This window comes from Streptomyces sp. UC4497 (genome assembly GCF_054871485.1).
On sequence record NZ_JBTYHB010000001.1, the window covers coordinates 507685 to 525961 of the forward strand.

The 18277-nt window shown below is 71.6% G+C and carries 12 protein-coding genes; 4 read left to right on the top strand and 8 right to left on the bottom strand.

Annotated features, from left to right (window positions below):
- Positions 1 to 27 precede the first annotated feature (27 nt).
- Entirely contained in the window at positions 28 to 393 is a 366-nt protein-coding gene (locus tag ACYSUO_RS02290; RefSeq protein ID WP_461774266.1) for a hypothetical protein, read from the bottom strand.
- A 128-nt stretch (positions 394 to 521) separates the two neighbouring features.
- Between ACYSUO_RS02290 and ACYSUO_RS02295 the strand changes: the two genes are divergently transcribed.
- Both ACYSUO_RS02295 and ACYSUO_RS02300 read left to right on the top strand, forming a co-directional pair.
- On the top strand, positions 522 to 1103 hold the full coding sequence (locus tag ACYSUO_RS02295; RefSeq protein ID WP_461774267.1) for an HD domain-containing protein: 582 nt from the start codon (positions 522 to 524) through the stop codon (positions 1101 to 1103).
- An 82-nt stretch (positions 1104 to 1185) separates the two neighbouring features.
- Positions 1186 to 2034 carry an SDR family oxidoreductase gene (locus ACYSUO_RS02300; RefSeq protein ID WP_461774268.1) on the top strand — a complete coding sequence of 283 codons (849 nt, stop codon included), beginning with the start codon at positions 1186 to 1188 and terminating at the stop codon, positions 2032 to 2034.
- Here the strand turns inward: ACYSUO_RS02300 and ACYSUO_RS02305 are convergent.
- The 4 genes from ACYSUO_RS02305 to ACYSUO_RS02320 form a co-directional block, all read right to left on the bottom strand.
- Entirely contained in the window at positions 2013 to 3527 is a 1515-nt protein-coding gene (locus ACYSUO_RS02305; protein ID WP_461774269.1) for an SDR family NAD(P)-dependent oxidoreductase, read from the bottom strand. The genes ACYSUO_RS02300 and ACYSUO_RS02305 overlap by 22 nt on opposite strands.
- 162 nt (positions 3528 to 3689) lie before the next feature.
- Positions 3690 to 5054, bottom strand: a complete 1365-nt coding sequence (locus tag ACYSUO_RS02310; protein ID WP_461774375.1) for a wax ester/triacylglycerol synthase family O-acyltransferase — start codon at positions 5052 to 5054, stop codon at positions 3690 to 3692.
- 177 nt (positions 5055 to 5231) lie between these two features.
- Entirely contained in the window at positions 5232 to 7580 is a 2349-nt protein-coding gene (locus ACYSUO_RS02315) for a GH92 family glycosyl hydrolase (protein WP_461774270.1), read from the bottom strand.
- A gap of 154 nt (positions 7581 to 7734) precedes the next feature.
- Positions 7735 to 10353, bottom strand: coding sequence for a PA14 domain-containing protein (locus tag ACYSUO_RS02320; protein ID WP_461774271.1), 2619 nt, complete (start codon positions 10351 to 10353; stop codon positions 7735 to 7737).
- Between the two features lie 219 nt (positions 10354 to 10572).
- Between ACYSUO_RS02320 and ACYSUO_RS02325 the strand changes: the two genes are divergently transcribed.
- Both ACYSUO_RS02325 and ACYSUO_RS02330 read left to right on the top strand, forming a co-directional pair.
- Entirely contained in the window at positions 10573 to 11550 is a 978-nt protein-coding gene (locus ACYSUO_RS02325) for an ATP-binding cassette domain-containing protein (RefSeq protein WP_461774272.1), read from the top strand.
- Positions 11547 to 12344 carry an ABC transporter permease gene (locus ACYSUO_RS02330; protein ID WP_461774273.1) on the top strand — a complete coding sequence of 266 codons (798 nt, stop codon included), beginning with the start codon at positions 11547 to 11549 and terminating at the stop codon, positions 12342 to 12344. The genes ACYSUO_RS02325 and ACYSUO_RS02330 overlap by 4 nt, the downstream gene beginning before the upstream one ends.
- On the opposite strand, the gene ACYSUO_RS02335 is transcribed toward ACYSUO_RS02330, so the two are convergent.
- From ACYSUO_RS02335 to ACYSUO_RS02345, 3 genes are all read right to left on the bottom strand, one after another.
- Positions 12325 to 15453 carry an ATP-binding protein gene (locus ACYSUO_RS02335; RefSeq protein ID WP_461774274.1) on the bottom strand — a complete coding sequence of 1043 codons (3129 nt, stop codon included), beginning with the start codon at positions 15451 to 15453 and terminating at the stop codon, positions 12325 to 12327. The two genes, ACYSUO_RS02330 and ACYSUO_RS02335, sit on opposite strands and share 20 nt — an antisense overlap.
- 92 nt (positions 15454 to 15545) lie before the next feature.
- Positions 15546 to 17003 (bottom strand): MFS transporter, encoded by a 1458-nt coding sequence (locus ACYSUO_RS02340; protein WP_461774275.1) that lies wholly within the window; start codon positions 17001 to 17003, stop codon positions 15546 to 15548.
- Positions 17000 to 18220, bottom strand: coding sequence for a M20 metallopeptidase family protein (locus ACYSUO_RS02345; protein ID WP_461774276.1), 1221 nt, complete (start codon positions 18218 to 18220; stop codon positions 17000 to 17002). The genes ACYSUO_RS02340 and ACYSUO_RS02345 overlap by 4 nt, the downstream gene beginning before the upstream one ends.
- Between the last annotated feature and the right edge of the window lie 57 nt (positions 18221 to 18277).

The following is an 18277-nucleotide window of genomic DNA, read 5'->3' on the forward strand; positions in this document are numbered from 1 at the left end:
GTGATGACGGGTGGGACGGGGCGTCATCTACACGCGCAGGACGGACAGTTCGACCGGTGAGGGCGGATCGTTGGGCGGTGGCGGGCCGCGGCCCGCCGGGGTCGGCGGCACGATGCCCGTGAGCGGCGCGGTGGCGCCGTGCCCGTGTGCGTACGCGAGCGGGGCGAGGAGTTCGTGGGCGCTCGTGCCGCGCGTGGGCACGCCCTGGCGGCTGTCGGGGGCGTGCTGTCCCTGCGGGGCGCAGTCCGGTGTGGCGGGCGACGCCAGTTGTTGTACGGACGCGAGGGCCGGGGCCGTTTGGACGGGCGGGCCGCCGAAGTCGCTGCCCCATGCCGTGCCCAGCACGGTGACCAGGAGGGTCACCAGCAGAGCGGGAACGGTGAGGCGGCGCATGCGGCAATTCTGCACCATGGGAGAAAGGGGACAGCGTTCACGTCCTGTTGACCGGTGGGTCGGCTCGGCCTCAGTTCGCCATGGTCTGCTTCCGGACAGGCTGCGGAAGAGCTTCGGGAGGAGTCTCAATGGCGAAGTCAACTGCCACGGAACGCGTCGAACTGCGCACCGTCGAGGAATTGATGGCCGCCCTGCATGCCTGCCGGGGCGCGTGGGACACCCCGGACCGCAGCGGCGACCCCGTCGATCTGCACGATCACGCGCTGCAGACGGCGGCGCTGCTGCGCCGTTCCCGGCCCAGCGACAAGGAGTTGCAGGTCGCGGGCCTCGTCCACGATCTCGGGCATCTGCTGTGCCCGGGCGACGACGCGGGGCACGCGGACCGGGCGGCGGACGCGGTGCGCGGGCTGCTCGGCGAGCGGGTGGCACAGCTCGTACGGCTGCATGTGCCGGCGAAGCGGTATCTGGCGACGACCGAGCCGGGGCGTGGCTTGTCCGCGCAGAGCGCGCTGACGTTGGGCGTTCAGGGCGGCGCGATGACGCCTCTGGAGGTGGCGGCGTTCGAGGCGGACCCGCATGCCGAGGACGCGGTGACGGTGCGGCAGGCGGACGACGCGGGCAAGGTGGTGGGCCTCGACGCGGGGGTCCTGGAGGACTGGCGTCCGGTGCTCGAACTCGTGGCGGCCACCCACGCCTCGTACGTCCGCTAGACGGCGGCCTCCACAAACGACCCACGAACCGTGCACGGCTGACACACCGTCACCCACCGGTCGCCCGTGAGACCGTACGCGCATGGCTGCGTCCTCGATGGCTCCCACGGATCACCCGCGTGTGCTCGACGGCAGGGCGGCCGTCGTGACCGGCGCCTCGCGCGGCATCGGCCGCGCGATCGCGGAGGAACTCGCCGACTGCGGTGCCCTGTTGTGCGTGACCGCGCGGGATCCGCACGGCGTGCGGGAGGCCGTCGCGGCGTTGCGGGCGCGGGGCGCGGAGGCGGTGGGTGTGCCGGGGTCCGTGGCCGATCCGGCGCACCTGTGGGAGGTGACGGAGCGGACGATGGCGGAGTTCGGGCGGGTCGACATCGTCGTGAACAACGCCGCGACCAACCAGCCGTACGGCCCGCTCATGGACGCCGACCCCGACGCGTGGCGTGAGGCCTTCACGATGAACGTGGAGGCGCCGCTGCGGCTGGTGCAGTGCGCGTGGCGGGCGTGGATGAGCGAGCACGGCGGCGCCGTCGTCAATGTGTGCACGGAGGGCGCGGGCCATGTCGGCCCGAACGTCGGCGCGTACGGCACCAGCAAGGCGGCACTGCTGCACCTGACCGCTCAACTGGCGGGCGAGATGGGCCCGTTGGTGCGCGTCAACTCCGTCTCCCCCGGCCTCGTCCGCACCGAGATGGCCCGCTTCGTGTGGGAGCGGGCCGAGGAGTCGGTGGCGGCGGGGCTTCCGGCAGGGCGGATCGGGGAGCCGGAGGACGTGGCGCGGGCGGTGCGCTGGCTGGTGTCGGACGAGGCGTCCTGGATCACCGGGGCGGAACTGCTGGTGGACGGCGGTACGCGGGTGCGCGCCGCCTCAGCGGGCGGCGCGTCGAACGACGCCGTCCACCAGCAGCTGCGTCACCACTTGCCGGGCTCGTAGTCCTTCAGGAAGACGCCGTACACGTCGTCGCCGGCCTCGCCGCGCACGACCGGGTCGTAGACGCGGGCGGCGCCGTCGACCAGGTCGAGCGGGGCGTGGAAGCCCTCCTCGGCGAGGCGCAGCTTGTCGTAGTGCGGGCGCTCGTCGGTGATCCAGCCGGTGTCGACGGAGGTCATCAGGATGCCGTCGGCCTGGAACATCTCCTGGGCACTGGTGCGCGTCACCATGTTCATCGCGGCCTTGGCCGCGTTGGTGTTCGGGTGGCCCGCGCCCTTGTAGCCGCGGCCGAAGACACCCTCCATCGCCGAGACGTTCACGACGTACGCGCGTCCGCTCTCCGCCTTCTTCGCGGCGTCGGCCATCGCCGGGCGCAGCGCGCTGATCAGGATGAACGGCGACGTGTAGTTGCAGAGCTGGGTCTCGAGGAGTTCGACCGGGGAGATCTGGTCGATGGTCTGCACCCACGTGTTGGACTCGACGACGTCCGGGACGAGGCCGCCCGCGTCGATCGCGGAGCCGTCGAGGTGTCGCTCGACGCTCGCGTTGCCCGCGACGAGCGCGAGGTCGGCGACCTTCTGGGCGTCGATGCCGCTGGTGCCGATGGGCAGAGCCTGAATGCCGTCGACGGAGCCCGAGTTGAAGGCACCGATGACGTGGTGCGGCGGCAGCTCTCCTGCGGGCAGCGGCGCGCTCTCGCCGTCGACGAGCGCGGCGTAGGCGGAGGGCAGCCGGCGCACGGTCTGCGTCGCGTTGTTGATGAGGATGTCGAGCGGACCGGCGGCGGCGACCTGCTCGGCGAGGGCGACAGCCTGACCCGGGTCGCGCAGGTCGATGCCGACGACCTCCAGGCGGTGGATCCAGTCCGCCGAGTCCTCCATCGCCTTGAAGCGGCGGATGGCGTCCTTCGGGAACCGCGTCGTGATCGTGGTGTGCGCGCCGTCGCGCAGCAGCCGCAGGGCGATGTACATGCCGATCTTGGCGCGGCCGCCGGTGAGCAGGGCGCGCTTGCCGCTGAGGTCGGCGCGGGCGTCGCGCTTGGTCCGGTTCAGGCGGGCACAGTCGGGACAGAGCTGGTGGTAGAAGTAGTCGACTTCCACGTACCGGGTCTTGCAGGTGTAGCAGGAGCGCGGGCGCTGGAGTATCCCCGCGAGCCGCCCCTCCTCGGTCTGCGAGGAGGGCAGGATGCCCTCGGTCTCGTCGTCGATGCGCTGCGCGGACCCGGTCGCCGTCGCCTCGGTGACCGCCTTGTCGTGCGCGGTCTTCGCGGCGCGGCGCTCCTGGCGACGGCGCTGCTTCACGGTCCGGTAGATGCCGGCGGTGGCCCTGCGGACGGTGATCGCGTCGGGGTGGTCGACGTCGATCTCGTCGAGCTCCTCCAGCACACTGAGGCAGACGGCGAGCCGCTCGGGGTCGATGCCGGGGCCGTAGACGACATCGCCGTTCTCGCCGGCCCCCGTGCCGTCGGCGGGCTTGTTGTCCTCTGTCACGGTCATCGCCGCTGCTGTTCCTCGCGTCGCTCGTGCCGCGAGGAATCCGGATGTGCCGCGCGGCTGCCAAAAGGCGGCACCTTACAGGTCCATCGGTTGATCCCGCCAGATCCGGAGGATACTGGCGGGAGCGGCGTCGACCCAAATGACGGCCGTCGGTACCAGCGGCTACGTCACCTTCTCGCACGCCGTCCCGAGCGCGGCCACTTCCTCCCGGATCGCCCGCGCCAGCACGTCGAGATCCTGCACGGCGCTCGCGTCGGCGACGAGCCCGTAGTGGACCCGCCCGCGGTACGTCGACACCGCCACGGCGAGGGACTGCCCCTGCGCCAGCGGCGCCAGCGGGAAGACCTCGGTGAGCGGGCAGCCGCCGAGTTTCAGGCCGAGGCTGGGCAGCGGGACGCTCGTGACCAGCAGGTCGAAGAGGAGGCGCGCGTTCTGGCCGACGACACCGCCGCCGAGCCGGAGGCCGAGCGCCGGCACATGGTCGGCGAGCAGGGCGACGGCGCCCGCGCCGCGCGTGGGCCCGGCGTCCTTGTGGCGGTTCATGGCGGCCCGTACGACCCGCAGCCGTTCCACCGGGTCCGGCTCGGCGACGGGCAGGCGCAGGAGGTAACCGGAGAGCCGGTTGCCCTGCGGGTGGGCGGTGCGCGGGCGGCGCCGGGAGACCGGGACGAGGGCGCGGGGCTCGACGCCCTCGCTGCCGTCGCCGCGCTCGTCGAGCCAGCGCCGCACGGCTCCGGCGACCACGGCGATCAGCACGTCGTTGACCGTTCCGCCGACCGTCTTGCGGATGCGGTGCACGTCGTCGAGGTCGAGCACGACACCGGCGGTGCTCCGGGTGCCGCTGGCCTTCGAGGTGAGCGCGGGCGACGTGCGTACGCCCCAGGTGGCCCGGGCGACGGACGCGCCGATGGACACGGCCTGGGTGGCGCTGGTCGCCAGCGCCCGCACATGGTCGGGGTAGCGGCGCGGGTCGAGGTCACCGAGGGTGATCTCGCGCAGGCCGGGGAACGGGAGGCGCAGTCCGCGGCGCGGGGCGGGCGCGTCCTTCGGGGTGCGCCCGGCGGGCAGGTCGATCGGGTCCATGACGCCGGCGGCGAGGGTCAGGGCGCGCAGCCCGTCGGCGAGGGCGTGGTGGAACTTGAAGAGCACGGCGAACGACGCGCCGTCGGCGGCCGGCAGCACATGCGCCTCCCACGGCGGGCGGCCGCGGTCGAGCGGGCGTTCCATGAGCGCGCCCGCGGCGGCGTGGAAGTCCTCGACGGGCCCGGCCATCCACACGTGGTCGAGCGGGTCGAAGTCGGCGGCGGGCACGCGGGCCGCGCCGCCGACCGGCACGAGCACGCCGGCGATCCGCATGCGCAGGCCCGCCACCCCCGCGGCGCGGGAGGCGAGCAGCTCGAAGGCGTGCCGGGCGGCTCCGGGGTCGTCGGCTTCGAAGACACCCAGCGCCCCGAGGTGCATGGGGTGTTCGGCGGTCTCGATGTTCCAGAAAGTCAGGTCGAGTGGAGCGAGCAAGTCCGAACTCAGAGAGGTCATGAAGGGCTCTCGCGTCGACGACGGTGAGCCCGCAGTCAACCGCCAGCAGTCGATTACGGTCAAGTACGATCATGCCACTCTGCGTTAACAACTGATGAAGACCCGCCCCTCTGGGAGAGGCGGGTCTCATGTGACTCAGAAGTGGACTCAAGTGGCGTGTCGTTTACGTCACTTGAGGGCGGGCGGCGCCGCGTCGGCACCGGTCCCCCACGCCGACGGCTCGCCGCCGACGGTGAAGGACAGGTTCCGCAGGCCCCGCAGGTCCTCCGTGGTCAGATACGTCTTGTCGTAGGCGGCGCCGTCCGTCCGCGCCGACTGGATGTACCGGTTGCCCTCCGAGGTGCCGGGCGCCCGGACGGTCAGCGCGCCCTTCGGGTAGTAGCGCCGGTCGAGCTTGACGTCGACCCGCTCGAAGACGGGCGTCGACAGGCTCCACGTGTCCGTGCCGGGCTGCACCGGGAAAATCCCGATCGACGACAGGACGTTCCAGGCGGACATCGTGCCCAGGTCGTCGTTGCCGGTCATGCCGGTCGGGGTGTCGGTGAACAGGGTCAGCGCGGCGTGCACCACGTCGGTGGTCTTCCACGGCTGGCCGGTGGAGAGGTAGGTGTAGGGCGCGATCAGGTCCGGCTCGTTCTGCGGGTTGTACTTGTCCGCGTTGTAGTAGTCGTACGGGCCGTTGACCCACACCTCGCGGGCGGTCTTCGCGGGGTCCTTCACCAGCTCGTCGTAGGCGAAGAACGAGTCGAGCCGCTTGTTCGCGGCGTCCTTTCCGCCGATCAGACCGACCATGCCGGGCAGGTCCTGCGGGACGAGCCACTGGTACTGCCAGGACGTGCCCTCGTGGAAGCCCTCGCTCTTGGCCGGGTCGGCGGGACCGGTGAAGGCGCCCGAAGCGTCCCGCGCGCGGAAGAATCCGGTCGAGCTGTCGAAGATCTTCCGGTAGTTCTGCGCCCGCTCGGCATACCGCTTCGCGTCGTCCTTGTGCCCGAGCTCCTTCGCCATCTGGCCGAGCATGGCGTCGGACAGCGCGTACTCCAGGGTGGCCGAGGCCCCGTGGTCGTAATCGGAGTCGCCGGGCTTCACGTGCGCGCGGTCCTTGATGTAGGGCGCGAAACCGTCGGCGAGGTACTCCTTGTTGGCCTCGCGGCCCACGGGGGCGGAGTCGGCCGGCGGCACGCCGTCGGCATTCTTCTTCAGCGCCCGGTAGGCGTCCTCCTCGTGCCCCTTGAGCAGTCCCTGCTGGTAGGCGTTGGTGAGGAACGGGGTGACCGGGTCGCCGGTCATGATGTTCGTCTCGACCGTGCCGTAGCCCCACTTGGGCAGCCAGCCGCTGTCCTTGTCGATGCGGATCACCGACAGCGCCATGTCCCGCGACTCGTGCGGGGCGAGCAGCGCGAGCAGCTGCGCCTGGGTGCGGTACGTGTCCCAGAGCGACCAGTTCTGGTAGTACGTGAAGCCCTTGGCACGGTGGATCTTCTGGTCCCAGCCGGTGTAGCGCCCGTCGACGTCGCTGCCGATGTTCGGCGCGAGGAACGAGCGGTACAGCGAGGAGTAGAAGGTGCGGCGCAGAGTCTCGCTGCCGCCCTGCGCCTTGACGTCGTCGAGCCGGTCCTCCCACGCGGACTGTGCCGCGGAGCGCACGGAATCGAAGGAACGGCCGCCCTCCGTACGGAGGTTGAGCGCGGCGCCGTGCGCGTCCACGTAGGAGATCGCGGTCGTCGCCTCGACGGTGCGGTCCTTGCTGGTGTCGAATCGGAGGTACGCGCCGTTGCGCTCGGCGTCCGCGGCCGAGGACTTGGAGCCCTCGGTGACGGTGTCGCCCTTCCAGGTGCCGGAGGTGGCGAAGGGCCGGTCGAACTTGGTGATCGTGTAGAGCGTGTACTGCTTGGTGTCCTGGCAGAAGCCGCTGCCCGTGATGGCGGTGCGCACGGTCCTGCTGTCGAGGATGTCGACCTTGGTGTGCACGGTCTTGTGCAGCGACTGGCCCGCGTTGATCATCACGTTGGCCTTGTCGGTGGCCGGGAACGTGTACTTCTGCACGCCGGTCCGCTTGGTGGCGCTCAGCTCGGCGTCGATGCCGGACTTCAGGCCCACCTTGTAGTAGCCGGGCGACGCCTTCTCGTCGTCGTGGCTGAACTCGGCGGCGTACTTCGCGTAGTCCGTGCTGCCGATGTCGCCGACGGTCGGCAGCACCGGCAGATCGCCGCCCAACCCGCAGCCCACGCCGGACAGATGGACGGTGGAGAAGCCGCGGATGTGGTTCTCCGAGTAGTCGTATCCGGTGTTGTGCCCCGTGTCGGGCGAGAACTGCACCATGCCGAAGGGGACGGCGGCGCCCGGATAGGTGTTGCCCTCGTTCTCCGTGCCGATGAACGGGTTGACGAGGTCGGTGAGTTGGCCGCCGGTGGCGGCGGCCGTGGCGGGCGCCGCGAGCCCCGTACCGAGCAGGGCCGCGGCAGCAGCCAGCACGCCCAGCGTGCGGCGGACGGGTCTTCCTGTGGTGCGTCTACGCATCCTGCATCCTTCGACAACGTTGTCGGCGTGAGCGATCATTCTTCGTGCGGCCCGACGGCCCGTCAAGACTTCGTGGACCGCCACGAGTCCCGGCGGACGCCACGGGAACGAGGGGCGGGCCCGTGTTCACGGGCCCGCCCCACGGGCGTACGGGTCAGGAGCAGTTCGCCACGGTGTCCTGCGAGGCGTCGCGGATCAGCGCCTTCTGGGCGTCGGAAACCCGCTTCACGTCCGGCTTGACGACCCGGCGGTCATAGGTGAGCAGACCGTTCAACTCGCCCTCGACGTCCGAGATCTGCGTGTAGACGGCGCCGTTGCCGCCCTTGCAGGCCAGCTTGTGCACCTCGTCCAGCTTCTCGAGGTAGCCGTCCGTGTACGTCGCCGGGTCCACGTCGACGTAGGACTGCTGGACCGACCAGGCATGGCCGGGAACCGCGAGGCCGAGGCCGCCGTACTCGCCCGCGACCAGGGCGCGTTCGCCGTCCGGCTTCGGTGGCAGGGCGGGGCTCGGGTAGCCGTGTTCATCCATGATGTCGCCGGTGCCGCCGTCCTTGCCGAGGTTGAGGCCCGACATGCCGTTGACGAGGCGGGTCGGGTCCCAGGACTTGGCCTGGGTGGCGAGGCGACCCTCGTCGTACTGGCCCCAGCCCTCGTTCAGGGTGACCCACATGATGACCGAGGGGTGGTTGATGTGCTGGTCGATCATGATCTTCATCTCGCGCTCGAACTCGGCGCGGGCGGCCGTCGACGGGTTCGTGCCGGCCTCCATGGAGGGCATGTCCTGCCAGACCAGCAGACCCAGCTTGTCGGCCCAGTAGAACCAGCGGTCGGGTTCGACCTTGATGTGCTTGCGGACCGAGTTGAAGCCCATCTTCTTGTGCATCTTCAGGTCGTACGCGAGCGCGTCGTCACTGGGCGCGGTGTGCAGGCCGTCGGGCCAGAAGCCCTGGTCGAGGGTGGCCATCATGAAGACCGGCTTGCCGTTGAGGATGGTGCGCGGCGTGCCGTTCACCTTCTCGACGGAGATGGAGCGCATCCCGAAGTAGCTGCCGACCCTGTCCTCGCCGACGCTCACCTTGAGGTCGTAGAGGAAGGGGTCGTCGGGCGACCACAGGTGCGGCTTGGCGATCTTCAGAGTGAGCGGTCCGCCGGAGGTGCCGGTGGCGGTGGCGACCTTCTTGCCGTCCGCGTACGCCGTCGCCGTGACGGGGACGCCGCCGCGAACTCCCGTTGCGGAGACGGACACTTCGCCCGTCTTCACATTCGGCGTCACCTTCAGGTCGGTGGCGTGGTCGGCGGCGACCGGCTCCATCCACACGGTCTGCCAGATGCCGGAGGACGGGGTGTACCAGATGCCGCTGGGGTCGAGGCGCTGCTTGCCCATGGGCGGGTTCTCGGCGTTGTCGGCGTCGGTCGGGTCGTAGACGCCGACGATGAGTTCCTGGGTGCTGCCCGGCTTGAGGGCGTCGGTGACATCGGCGCTGAACTTGTCGTAGCCACCCTTGTGATCGGCGACCTTCGTGCCGTTCACGTAGATCTCCGACTTCCAGTCCACGGCACCGAAGTTGAGGTTCAGCCGCTGCCCCTTGCCGACCTTCCAGTCGGCGGGCACGGTGAAGGTGCGCCGGTACCACATGCGGTCCTCGTGACGCTGGACGCCGGAGAGCCGGGACTCGACCGGATAGGGCACGAGGATCTTCTCGCCGAGCTTCTTGCCGACCGGCGGCTGCTCGCCCTCCTTCGCGGCGGCGAACTCCCAACTGCCGTTGAGGTTCTTCCACTTGTCGCGGGTGAGCTGCGGGCGCGGGTACTCGCGGTGGGCGTTGGCGGGGGTGACGTCGTCGCCCCACTTGGTGGTCAGCTCGTGCGTCGAGTGGTTGGGGCCGCTCGACCAGAAGGAGCCGACGGCCGTGCCGTCGCTGCCGGCCAGCCCGCCCTTGCCGTCGTACGTGACGTCGGCCTGACCGGGGGCGTCGCCGTCCTTGTTGCCGACGACCGGCTCGTCGAGGCCCACGAGCAGCGCGCGCGGGTCGTCGGGGTCCGCCTTCGCGGTGCCGAGCGGCCACTTGGCGCCGCCGATGACGGCCTTCAGGTGATCGTTGATGTCACCGGGGACGGCGCCCAGCTTCTGCGCGAAGTCCAGCTTCAGGGTGCGTCCGTCGCCGAGCACGGTGGTACCGATGGCGCCGTCGTACTTCCAGTCGTCGGGGATCCGGAACGCGGAGGACGGGATGGCCTCCTTCTTCTCACCGGGCTCGGTCCAGCGCAGGTGGAGATTGGAGCCGCCGTAGTGCTCGAAGTACTCGACCTTGATGTCGACCGCCTTGCCCGCGGTCAGGTCGACGGGCTGGGAGGTCTGTTCCTTGTCCCAGTCGTCGACCCAGTGGTCGATGACCAGCTTGTTGTCCACCCACAGCCGGAAGCCGTTGTCACCGATCATAGACAACGTTGTCGGACCGGACTTCTCCGGCACCAGCTTCCCGGTCCAGCGCACGCTCGCGTCGTCCGCCTTGCCCGTCGCGGACGACAGGCGGGACTCGAGGCTGTTGAAGTCGATCTGCGGGTCGAAGCCGGTGGCCTTGAGCTCGTCGAAGTCGAAGGCGCCGGCGGCGGACTGGGTGTAGTACTCGCCCTTCAGTCCGTGCGGCACGACGGGGTCGTCGTCCGCAGCGGTGGCGGACGGGGCCGCCAGGCTGAGCGTGCCGAGGCCCAGGGCCGCGGTGAGGAGCAGGGACAGACGTCTTGCGTGACGTCTGAAGTTTGTGGTGCGCACGGATCCTCCATTGCTGGACGCGTTGAGGAAGAGTGGCGGCTCGCCGCTCGGGTCTGTGCAACTGCGGTGTATTGCGTTGGACTTCGTTGAACATTGTTGAGAGGACGGGCAGTTGGCATCACAGCACGGGTGGGCGTCCCCGGCAAGACCGCGGGACGGGGATGGCGCTGAAACCACGCTGAAACCGGTCTGAGTGCGCCGTGCCGCAGCCTCTGCCGCATGACCACCACGACCACGACACCCCCTCCTCTCGCCATCGCGGCGAAGGGGCTCCGCAAGGCCTACGGCGACAGGACCGTGCTCGACGGCATCGATCTCGCGGTGCCGACCGGATCCGTGTTCTCGCTGCTCGGGCCGAACGGCGCGGGCAAGACCACCGCCGTCAAGATCCTCTCCACGCTCGTCACCGCCGACGCGGGCGAGCTCTCCGTCGGCGGCCACGATCTCGCCGCCGACCCCCAGGCCGTGCGCGCGGCGATCGGGGTGACCGGGCAGTTCTCGGCCGTCGACGGTCTGATCACCGGCGAGGAGAACATGCACCTCATGGCGGATCTGCACCATCTGCCCCGACGCGAGGGCCGTCGGCTGGCCGCCGGGCTCCTCGACCGCTTCGACCTCACCGAGGCGGCGAGGAAGCCCGCGTCGACGTACTCCGGTGGCATGACCCGCCGCCTCGACATCGCCATGACGTTGGTCGGCTCCCCGCGCATCCTCTTCCTCGACGAGCCGACGACCGGCCTCGACCCGCGCAGCCGCCACACGATGTGGCGCATGATCCGCGAACTCGTCGCCGACGGTGTCACCGTCTTCCTGACCACGCAGTACCTGGACGAAGCCGATGAACTCGCCGACCGCATCGCCGTGTTGAGCGAGGGCCGGATCGCCGCGACGGGCTCCGCCGAGGAGCTGAAGCGGCTCGTTCCGGGCGGCCATGTGCGGCTGCGGTTCACGGATCCGGCCGGCTACCGGGCCGCCATCGCCGCGCTCCGCGATGTCACCACGGACGACGACGCGCTGACGGTACGGATCCCCAGCGACGGCAGCCAGCGCGAACTGCGCTCCGTACTCGACTGGTTGGACGCGGCGGGCGTCGAGGCGGACGAGCTGTCCGTGCACACCCCCGACCTCGACGACGTGTTCTTCGCCCTGACCGGCGGCGCCGAGCAGACCTCCCGGCCCGAGGAGGCCCTCCGATGAGCAGCACCGCCCTGTCCCTCGCCGTGCGCGACTCGTCCACGATGCTGCGCCGCAACCTCCTGCACGCCCGCCGCTACCCGTCGCTCACCCTGAACATCCTGCTGACACCCATCGTTCTGCTGCTGCTCTTCGTGTACGTCTTCGGCGACGTGATGAGCGCCGGGATCGGTGGCGGCCCCGCCGACCGGAGCGCGTACATCGGCTATCTCGTGCCGGGGATCCTGCTGATGACCATCGGCGCCACTCCGGCCGGGACCGCGATCTCGGTCACGATGGACATGACGGAGGGGATCATGGCCCGTTTCCGTACGATGGCCATCCACCGCGGGTCCGTGCTGATCGGGCATGTCGTGGGCAGTGTGCTGCAGGCGGTCGCCGGGGTGCTGGTCGTCGGCGCCGTGGCCCTGGCCATCGGTTTCCGGTCGACGGACGCGACGGTCCTGGAGTGGCTTGCGGCGTTCGGCCTGACGGTGCTGGTGGCCGTGGCGTTGAGCTGGGTGGCCGTCGGGATGGGCCTGGCCAGTCCGAACGCCGAGGCGGCGAGCAACAACGCGATGCCGCTGATCATCCTCCCGTTCATCTCCAGCGCCTTCGTGCCGATCGACGCGATGCCCGGCTGGTTCCAGCCCGTCGCCGAGTACCAGCCGTTCACGCCCCTCATCGAGACGCTGCGCGGACTGCTGCTCGGCACGGAGATCGGTCACAACGGATGGCTCGCGGTCGCCTGGTGCCTGGGCCTGACCGCGCTCGGGTTCTTCTGGTCGAGGGCGCTGTTCAACCGCGACCCGGCTTAGCGAGGGCGCGGGCCGCGTCCCGCAGTTCGTCGCGCCCGAGGGCGGCGTATTCGGCCACCGCGTCGGTGTACGCCGCCCGGTCGGCGGTCTCGGCCGCCCGGCGTGCGCGGGCCGCCGCCATCGTGGGCTGGAAGTCCCGCAGCACCCACAGTCGTTCGGCCAGGGCGATGGTCCGTACGGCTTCGGGGGTACGGTCCGTGAGCCCGGCCGCGCCGAGTGCGTGCAGCACGGTGCCGAGGACGGGTAGCGCCAGCTGGTCGGCGGCCGGTCCCGCGAGCACGGCCCGCAGCCGGTCGACCGTGTCGGTGACCGGTGCGAGCCGGCCCGCGTACGCGTGCGCCGTCACGGCCGTCGCCTGGATCTGCAGGGCCCACGGGTCGTGCCACAGCTCTCCTTCGTGCTGTGGGCCGGCGGCGGGCAGCCGGGCGACGGCGCGGCGCCACAGCTCGAGTCCGGTTCCGGTGTCGCCGCGGGCGAGCGCGATCTCGGCGCGTACTCCCAGGTCCGGGCTGTAGAAGGGGTCCTTCTGCGCGGTGCCCTCGGCCTCGGCCCGCCGCTGCCAGGTCTCGGCCTCGTCCGGGTCCGCGCGTTGCAGGCAGGCGAGCGCGAACCCCCAGCGGATGCCGACGTAGTCGTTCTCGTCGCCGAACCGGGGCAGCGCCTCGCGGGCCGCCCCGAGGTAGCGGTACGCAGCGTCACCGTCCCCTGTCGTCAGGCACAGCTGGCTCAGCCGTGAGTAGCCCATGACCTCCAGGGGCGGGCTGTCGACCGCCGCCAGGATGTCGACGACCCGCCGCGCCGAGGCGAGCGTGCGGCCGATGTCGTGCTCGTACTCCCAGACGTACGTGGCGACGCTCTCGGCGACGGAGACGACCAACGGGTAGTCGCTGTCGCAGAGTTCGCGCAGCACGTCGTAGTCGGGAGGGAGCATCTCCGGTACGGCGACGAGTACGACCGCGATGGCGCGCAGCAGCGTGTCCGGCGGGGCCGGCGGCAGCCGGCGCAGGGTGGCGAGGTGACGCAGGACGCGCGGGGCGTGGTCCACGACGAGGCTCGCCGCGCACAACACCGCGGCGGCCCGGGCCACTTCGACGTAGTCGGGTTCGGGGCGGTAGTGCGAGAGCGGGCCGCCGGTGTCGGCCGCGAGGGCGAAGAGGCGGGCGAAGTCCGAGTCGGTGGACCACAGCGCGGCGAGCACGGCGGTGACGGCCGCGGTGGTGGATCCTTCGCCGCGGGCCAGGGCGTACCGGAGGGCGGTCACGAGGTTGTCCTGCTCGGACTTGATCAGCTCCCGGGTCTCGGGCGAGCGCGGGCCGAGGAGTGTGCCGTAATGGGTGACACCGAACTCGCGTGCCCAGGAGCAGAGTTGGCCGACGGCCCGTTCCTCCTCGCCGGATTCCGCGAGCCGGGCCGCGCTGAACTCGCGTACGGTCTCCAGCATCCGGAACCGGACCCCTGACGCGGTGTCGGCGACGGTCAGCAGTGACTGCTCGACGAGCTGCTCCAGTACGTCCAGCACGTCCGGCGCCTTCTTGCCGAGGACCCGCTCCGCCGCGTCGGCGGAGAATCCGCCGGGGAAGACGGACAGCGTGCACATGGCGGCGCGGGCCTCGTCCGCGAGCAGGTTCCAGCTCCACTCCACAACGGCGTGCAGGGTGCGGTGCCGCTCGGGGACGCCGCGTACGCCGCCGCGCAGCAGGGCGAAGCGGTCGCCGAGACGGCGCGCGATCTCGGACACGGACAGGGCCCGCACCCGCGCCGCGGCCAGCTCCACGGCGAGCGGCAGCCCGTCGAGGTGTCCGCACAGTTCGGCCACGGCGCCCGGCGGCAGGTCGACGCCGGGCCGGGCGGCCCTGGCCCGCTGGCCGAACAGTTCGGCGCAGGTGTCGGGGCCCAGCTCCGGCAGCGCGTACACCGCCTCCGACGTGAGCCCGAGCGGCGACCGGCTGGTGGCGAGCACGCGCAGGTCACGGGCGCGGGACAGCAGCGCCTGGACGAGGTCGGCGACCGCCCCGACGACGTGCTCGCAGTTGTCGAGGACCAGCAGCGCGGGCCCGGCACCGAGGGCCCGGACGATGCCGGACACCGGGTCGGCCGGGGCGTGCCCGGCGACGGCGCCGTGCCGTCCCTCACCCACGCCGAGCGCGGAGGCCACCTCCGCGGCGATGTCCGCGTCCGCGGTGACACCGGCCAACGGCACGGCATGCACGATGCGTTGCCCGGCCCGGCGGGTCACGGCGTAGGCGAGCCGGGTCTTGCCGAGTCCCCCGGGGCCGATGACGGTCACGGCACGTGCGTCGCGCAGCAGTCGCTCCACGGCGGCGATGTCCTGGTCGCGGCCGAGGAGTTGGTTCGGTTCGTGCGGTACTCCGTGCCGGACGACGGCCGGTTCATCGCGCAGCAACTCGGCCTGAATGTTGCGGAGTTGAGTACCGGGATCGGATCCCATTTCCTCCCGAAGCCCACGGCGGTACGTCTCGTAGCGGGTGAGCGCAGTGGAAGGACCGGCCGTGGCCGCCTCGGCGCGCAGCAGTTCGCCGAGTACCTCCTCGTCGCGCGGCAGTCGTACGGCCGTGTCCGCCAGTGGTCCCGCCGCCTCCGCGTACCGGCCGAGCCGGGCGAGCGCGAGAGCCCGTGCCCGGACGAGTTCCCGGCGGACCGGGGCGCGTTCGGCGCGCAGCGCGGCCACGGGATCGTCCGTGCCGCCGTCCTCCTCCGAAGCGCCCTCCCACAGGGCGAGCCCGGCCTCGGCCCCGGCCAGCGCACCTGCGTGGTCCCCGGCCCTGGCCCGCTCCGCGCACACGGCGGCGTACCGCAGCAGCGCGGAGCTGTCGACCTGGTCATCGGCGAGGCCGAGCCGGTAACCGGTAGGCGTGCTCACGATGACGTCGGCGCCCAGTTGGGCCCGCGCCCGCGCGACGAGGACCTGCACCGCCTTGCCCGGGTGCTGCGGCAGCTCCTCCGGCCACAGCCCCGCCACCAGCCGCTCCGTGCTGCACCCGGTGCGCGGCTCGCTCGCGAGGAGGGCGAGCAGGCCGCGCAGCCGGGGCGCGGTGACCTCCTGCCCCCGGTGGGCGACGCGGGGCAGGAGGGTCAGGTCGGTGGTCATCCGTGCAGGTTAGCCAAGGGGGTGCGGCACGTCGGCCCGGTGTGTCGAGGCCGACGCGGTCCGCACGTACCGCTTTGTCGGGCTGACACCGGTCAGCCGGACGACGGTGGTCCCGTCACCGCGGTGGCCGGGGCGGCGGGGGCGGGGTCCGTGGGCCGGGGCCCGCGGACGAGGAGTTGGGCGCCCACCGCCAGCACGCAGAGCGCGGCGGCGACCGCCCAGATCGTCACGTACGCGCCGAGCGTCGGGGTGTCCGTGCCCGCCAGGACCAGAGAGCCGAGGACGACGCCGAACGCGGCGCCGCCGCAGCTGCCGCCGAGTGTCTTGAAGTTGTTGTAGACGGCGGTGGCGCTGGCCGTGCGGTCCGCGGCGCTGCTCTCCACGATCACGGTGGGCAGCCCGCCGAGCGCGAGGCCGACACCGAAGCCCACCAGGGCGTTGGCGACGGTGAACGGCACCAGACCCGTGTGCAGCGCGATCAACCCGCCGTATCCGCAGGTGAGCAGCGTGAACGCGAGCAGGAGGAGGCGGCGGTAGCCGATCCGTCCCGCGAGGTTCGCGCACAGCGAGGAGCCGAGGAACGCCATGACGTGCGGGATGGTGCCGCACAGGCTGATCTGCCAGGCCGCGAGGTCGAAGCCGTAGCCCGTGTCCTTGGACGCCGTGGCCATGAAGCTGACCGCGACGGTCTGACCTCCCAGCAGTACGGCGCCGAGCACGAACCCGGAGCCGTAGTACGGGGCGCTCGCACGGCGGCCGAGGGTGCGGACGTCCACCAGGGCGTCGGGGCTGCGGAGTTGGAGGCGGGCCCAGACGTACAGCAGGGCCACCGCCAGGGCGAGGCCGCCGAGCGTGGGCGCCGACGTCCAGCCCCAGGTGGAGCCTCGGGAGGCCGTGCCGAGCAGCAGGACCAGGGCCACGGCGAGCAGGGCCGCCCCCGACCAGTCCATCCGGCCGCTCGCCCGGGTGCGGGTCTCGGGGATCGCGGTGAACGAGAGCGCGACGCACGCGACGGCCAGCGCGGCGAGGGCGAACAGGGTGGGCCGCAAGTCGCCCAGGAGCGCCAGCAGCGGTCCGACGAGGGCGTGGCCGAGGACGGAGCCGAGGGTGAGCGAGCCGACCAGCATGCCGACCGCTTTGCGCCCGCCGTCGACGCTGAGCCGGTCGCGCACCAGGCCGATCTCCAGCGGCAGCAGCGCGGCGAGCGGCCCCATCAGGGCGCGGCCGAGGAGCAGCACACCGAGGTTGGGCGCGCAGGCCACCAGTACGGCGCCGACCGCGATCGTGCCGAGTGCGACGCGGACCATGCGCCGGTGCCCGTACAGGTCGCCGAGCCGGCCGAAGGCCGGAACGCTGACGGCGGCGGCCAGGTACTGCACGGTGGTGATCCATTGGGCCTGTCCCGTGCCGATGCCCTGCCAGCGCTGGATCTCGGGGACCAGGGGCACGGCGGCGCCCTGGAGGAAGCCGCTGATCAGCTCGAAGGCGACGAGCAGGCCGACCACGGCGCGCACATTGCCGCCCGCAGGCGGTGCGCCGGTCGCGCTCATGCGCCGGCTCCCCGGGCGAGGCGTCCATCGGCGAGCGCGGCGAGCAGCGCGGCCTGGCGCGGCAGTACGCGGTCGTCGAAGACGGCGCGCGGCGAGTGGTTCACGGCGGTGCTCGCCGGGTCGGCGCCCTCGGGGGCGGCGCCGACGAGCAGCATGGCGCCGGGCACGCGCTGGAGGACGAAGGCGAAGTCCTCGGAGCCGTTGGCCGGTTTGGGCGACTCGTGGACCTGCTCTGCGCCGAACAGCTCTCGGGCGGTGTCCAGGGCGAAGGCGGTCTCGGTGGGCTCGTTGACGGTGACCGGGTAGGTGACGTCGTACGTCACCTCGGCCTCGACGCCGTGTGCCTCGGCGATGTGCCGCACCAGGCGGGGCAGTCCCTCGATGAGGCGTTCGTGGACGGGCTCGGAGTAGCTGCGCACGGTGGCCTCGAACGTCGCGGTGTCGGGGATGACGTTCTGTTGGGTGCCCGCGTGGAAGGTGCCGACGGTGACGACGGCCGGGTCGAAGATGTCGAAGCGGCGGGTCACCCAGGTCTGGATCGCGGTGACGATCTCGCAGGCCACGGGTATGGGGTCCTTGGCACCGTGCGGGGTCGAGCCGTGGCCGCCCTGGCCGCGCACGGTCACGGTCAGCACGTCGGAGGCGGAGGTGACGGTGCCGGCCCGGCTGGAGACCATGCCGCCGGGCAGCCGGTCGGCGGCGACGTGCAGCGCGTAGGCCGCGTCGAGGGGTTTTCCGGCCGCGTCCAGGAGGCCTTCGTCGATCATCACGCGGGCGCCGCCGAAGCCCTCCTCGCCGGGCTGGAACATGAACACGACGTCGCCCTGGAGGTGTTCGCGGCGCTCGGCCAGCAGCCGTGCGGCGCCGACGAGTCCGGCGGTGTGCAGGTCGTGGCCGCAGGCGTGCATCGTGCCGGGCAGCTCGGAGGCGTACGGGACGCCGCTGTTCTCGGTGATGGGCAGGGCGTCCATGTCGGCGCGCAGGAGCACGGCGCCGCCGGGCCGTCCGCCGCGCAGGACGGCGGTGACGGAGCTGAGCTCCTTGCCGGTGGTGATCTCCAGGGGCAGTCCGTCGAGTGCGGCGAGGATCTTCTCCTGGGTGCGGGGCAGTTGGAGGCCGATTTCGGGCTCGCGGTGCAGGGCCCGGCGCAGCGCGACGAGTTCGGGGTGCAGGTCGTGGGCGCGCTCGGTGTACGAGGGGGCGGTGGTGGGCGGCATGCGGAAGGAACCTCCTGGTGGAGAGAGCACAGCGGAACGTTCGGTGGCGTCGTGGTG

Coding starts and splice junctions, on each gene's coding strand:
- ACYSUO_RS02290 (WP_461774266.1), bottom strand. CDS start 393: ATGCGCCGCCTCACCGTTCCCGCTCTGCTGGTGACCCTCCTGGTCACC.
- ACYSUO_RS02295 (WP_461774267.1), top strand. CDS start 522: ATGGCGAAGTCAACTGCCACGGAACGCGTCGAACTGCGCACCGTCGAG.
- ACYSUO_RS02300 (WP_461774268.1), top strand. CDS start 1,186: ATGGCTGCGTCCTCGATGGCTCCCACGGATCACCCGCGTGTGCTCGAC.
- ACYSUO_RS02305 (WP_461774269.1), bottom strand. CDS start 3,527: ATGACCGTGACAGAGGACAACAAGCCCGCCGACGGCACGGGGGCCGGC.
- ACYSUO_RS02315 (WP_461774270.1), bottom strand. CDS start 7,580: ATGCGTAGACGCACCACAGGAAGACCCGTCCGCCGCACGCTGGGCGTG.
- ACYSUO_RS02325 (WP_461774272.1), top strand. CDS start 10,573: ATGACCACCACGACCACGACACCCCCTCCTCTCGCCATCGCGGCGAAG.
- ACYSUO_RS02330 (WP_461774273.1), top strand. CDS start 11,547: ATGAGCAGCACCGCCCTGTCCCTCGCCGTGCGCGACTCGTCCACGATG.
- ACYSUO_RS02335 (WP_461774274.1), bottom strand. CDS start 15,453: ATGACCACCGACCTGACCCTCCTGCCCCGCGTCGCCCACCGGGGGCAG.
- ACYSUO_RS02340 (WP_461774275.1), bottom strand. CDS start 17,003: ATGAGCGCGACCGGCGCACCGCCTGCGGGCGGCAATGTGCGCGCCGTG.
- ACYSUO_RS02345 (WP_461774276.1), bottom strand. CDS start 18,220: ATGCCGCCCACCACCGCCCCCTCGTACACCGAGCGCGCCCACGACCTG.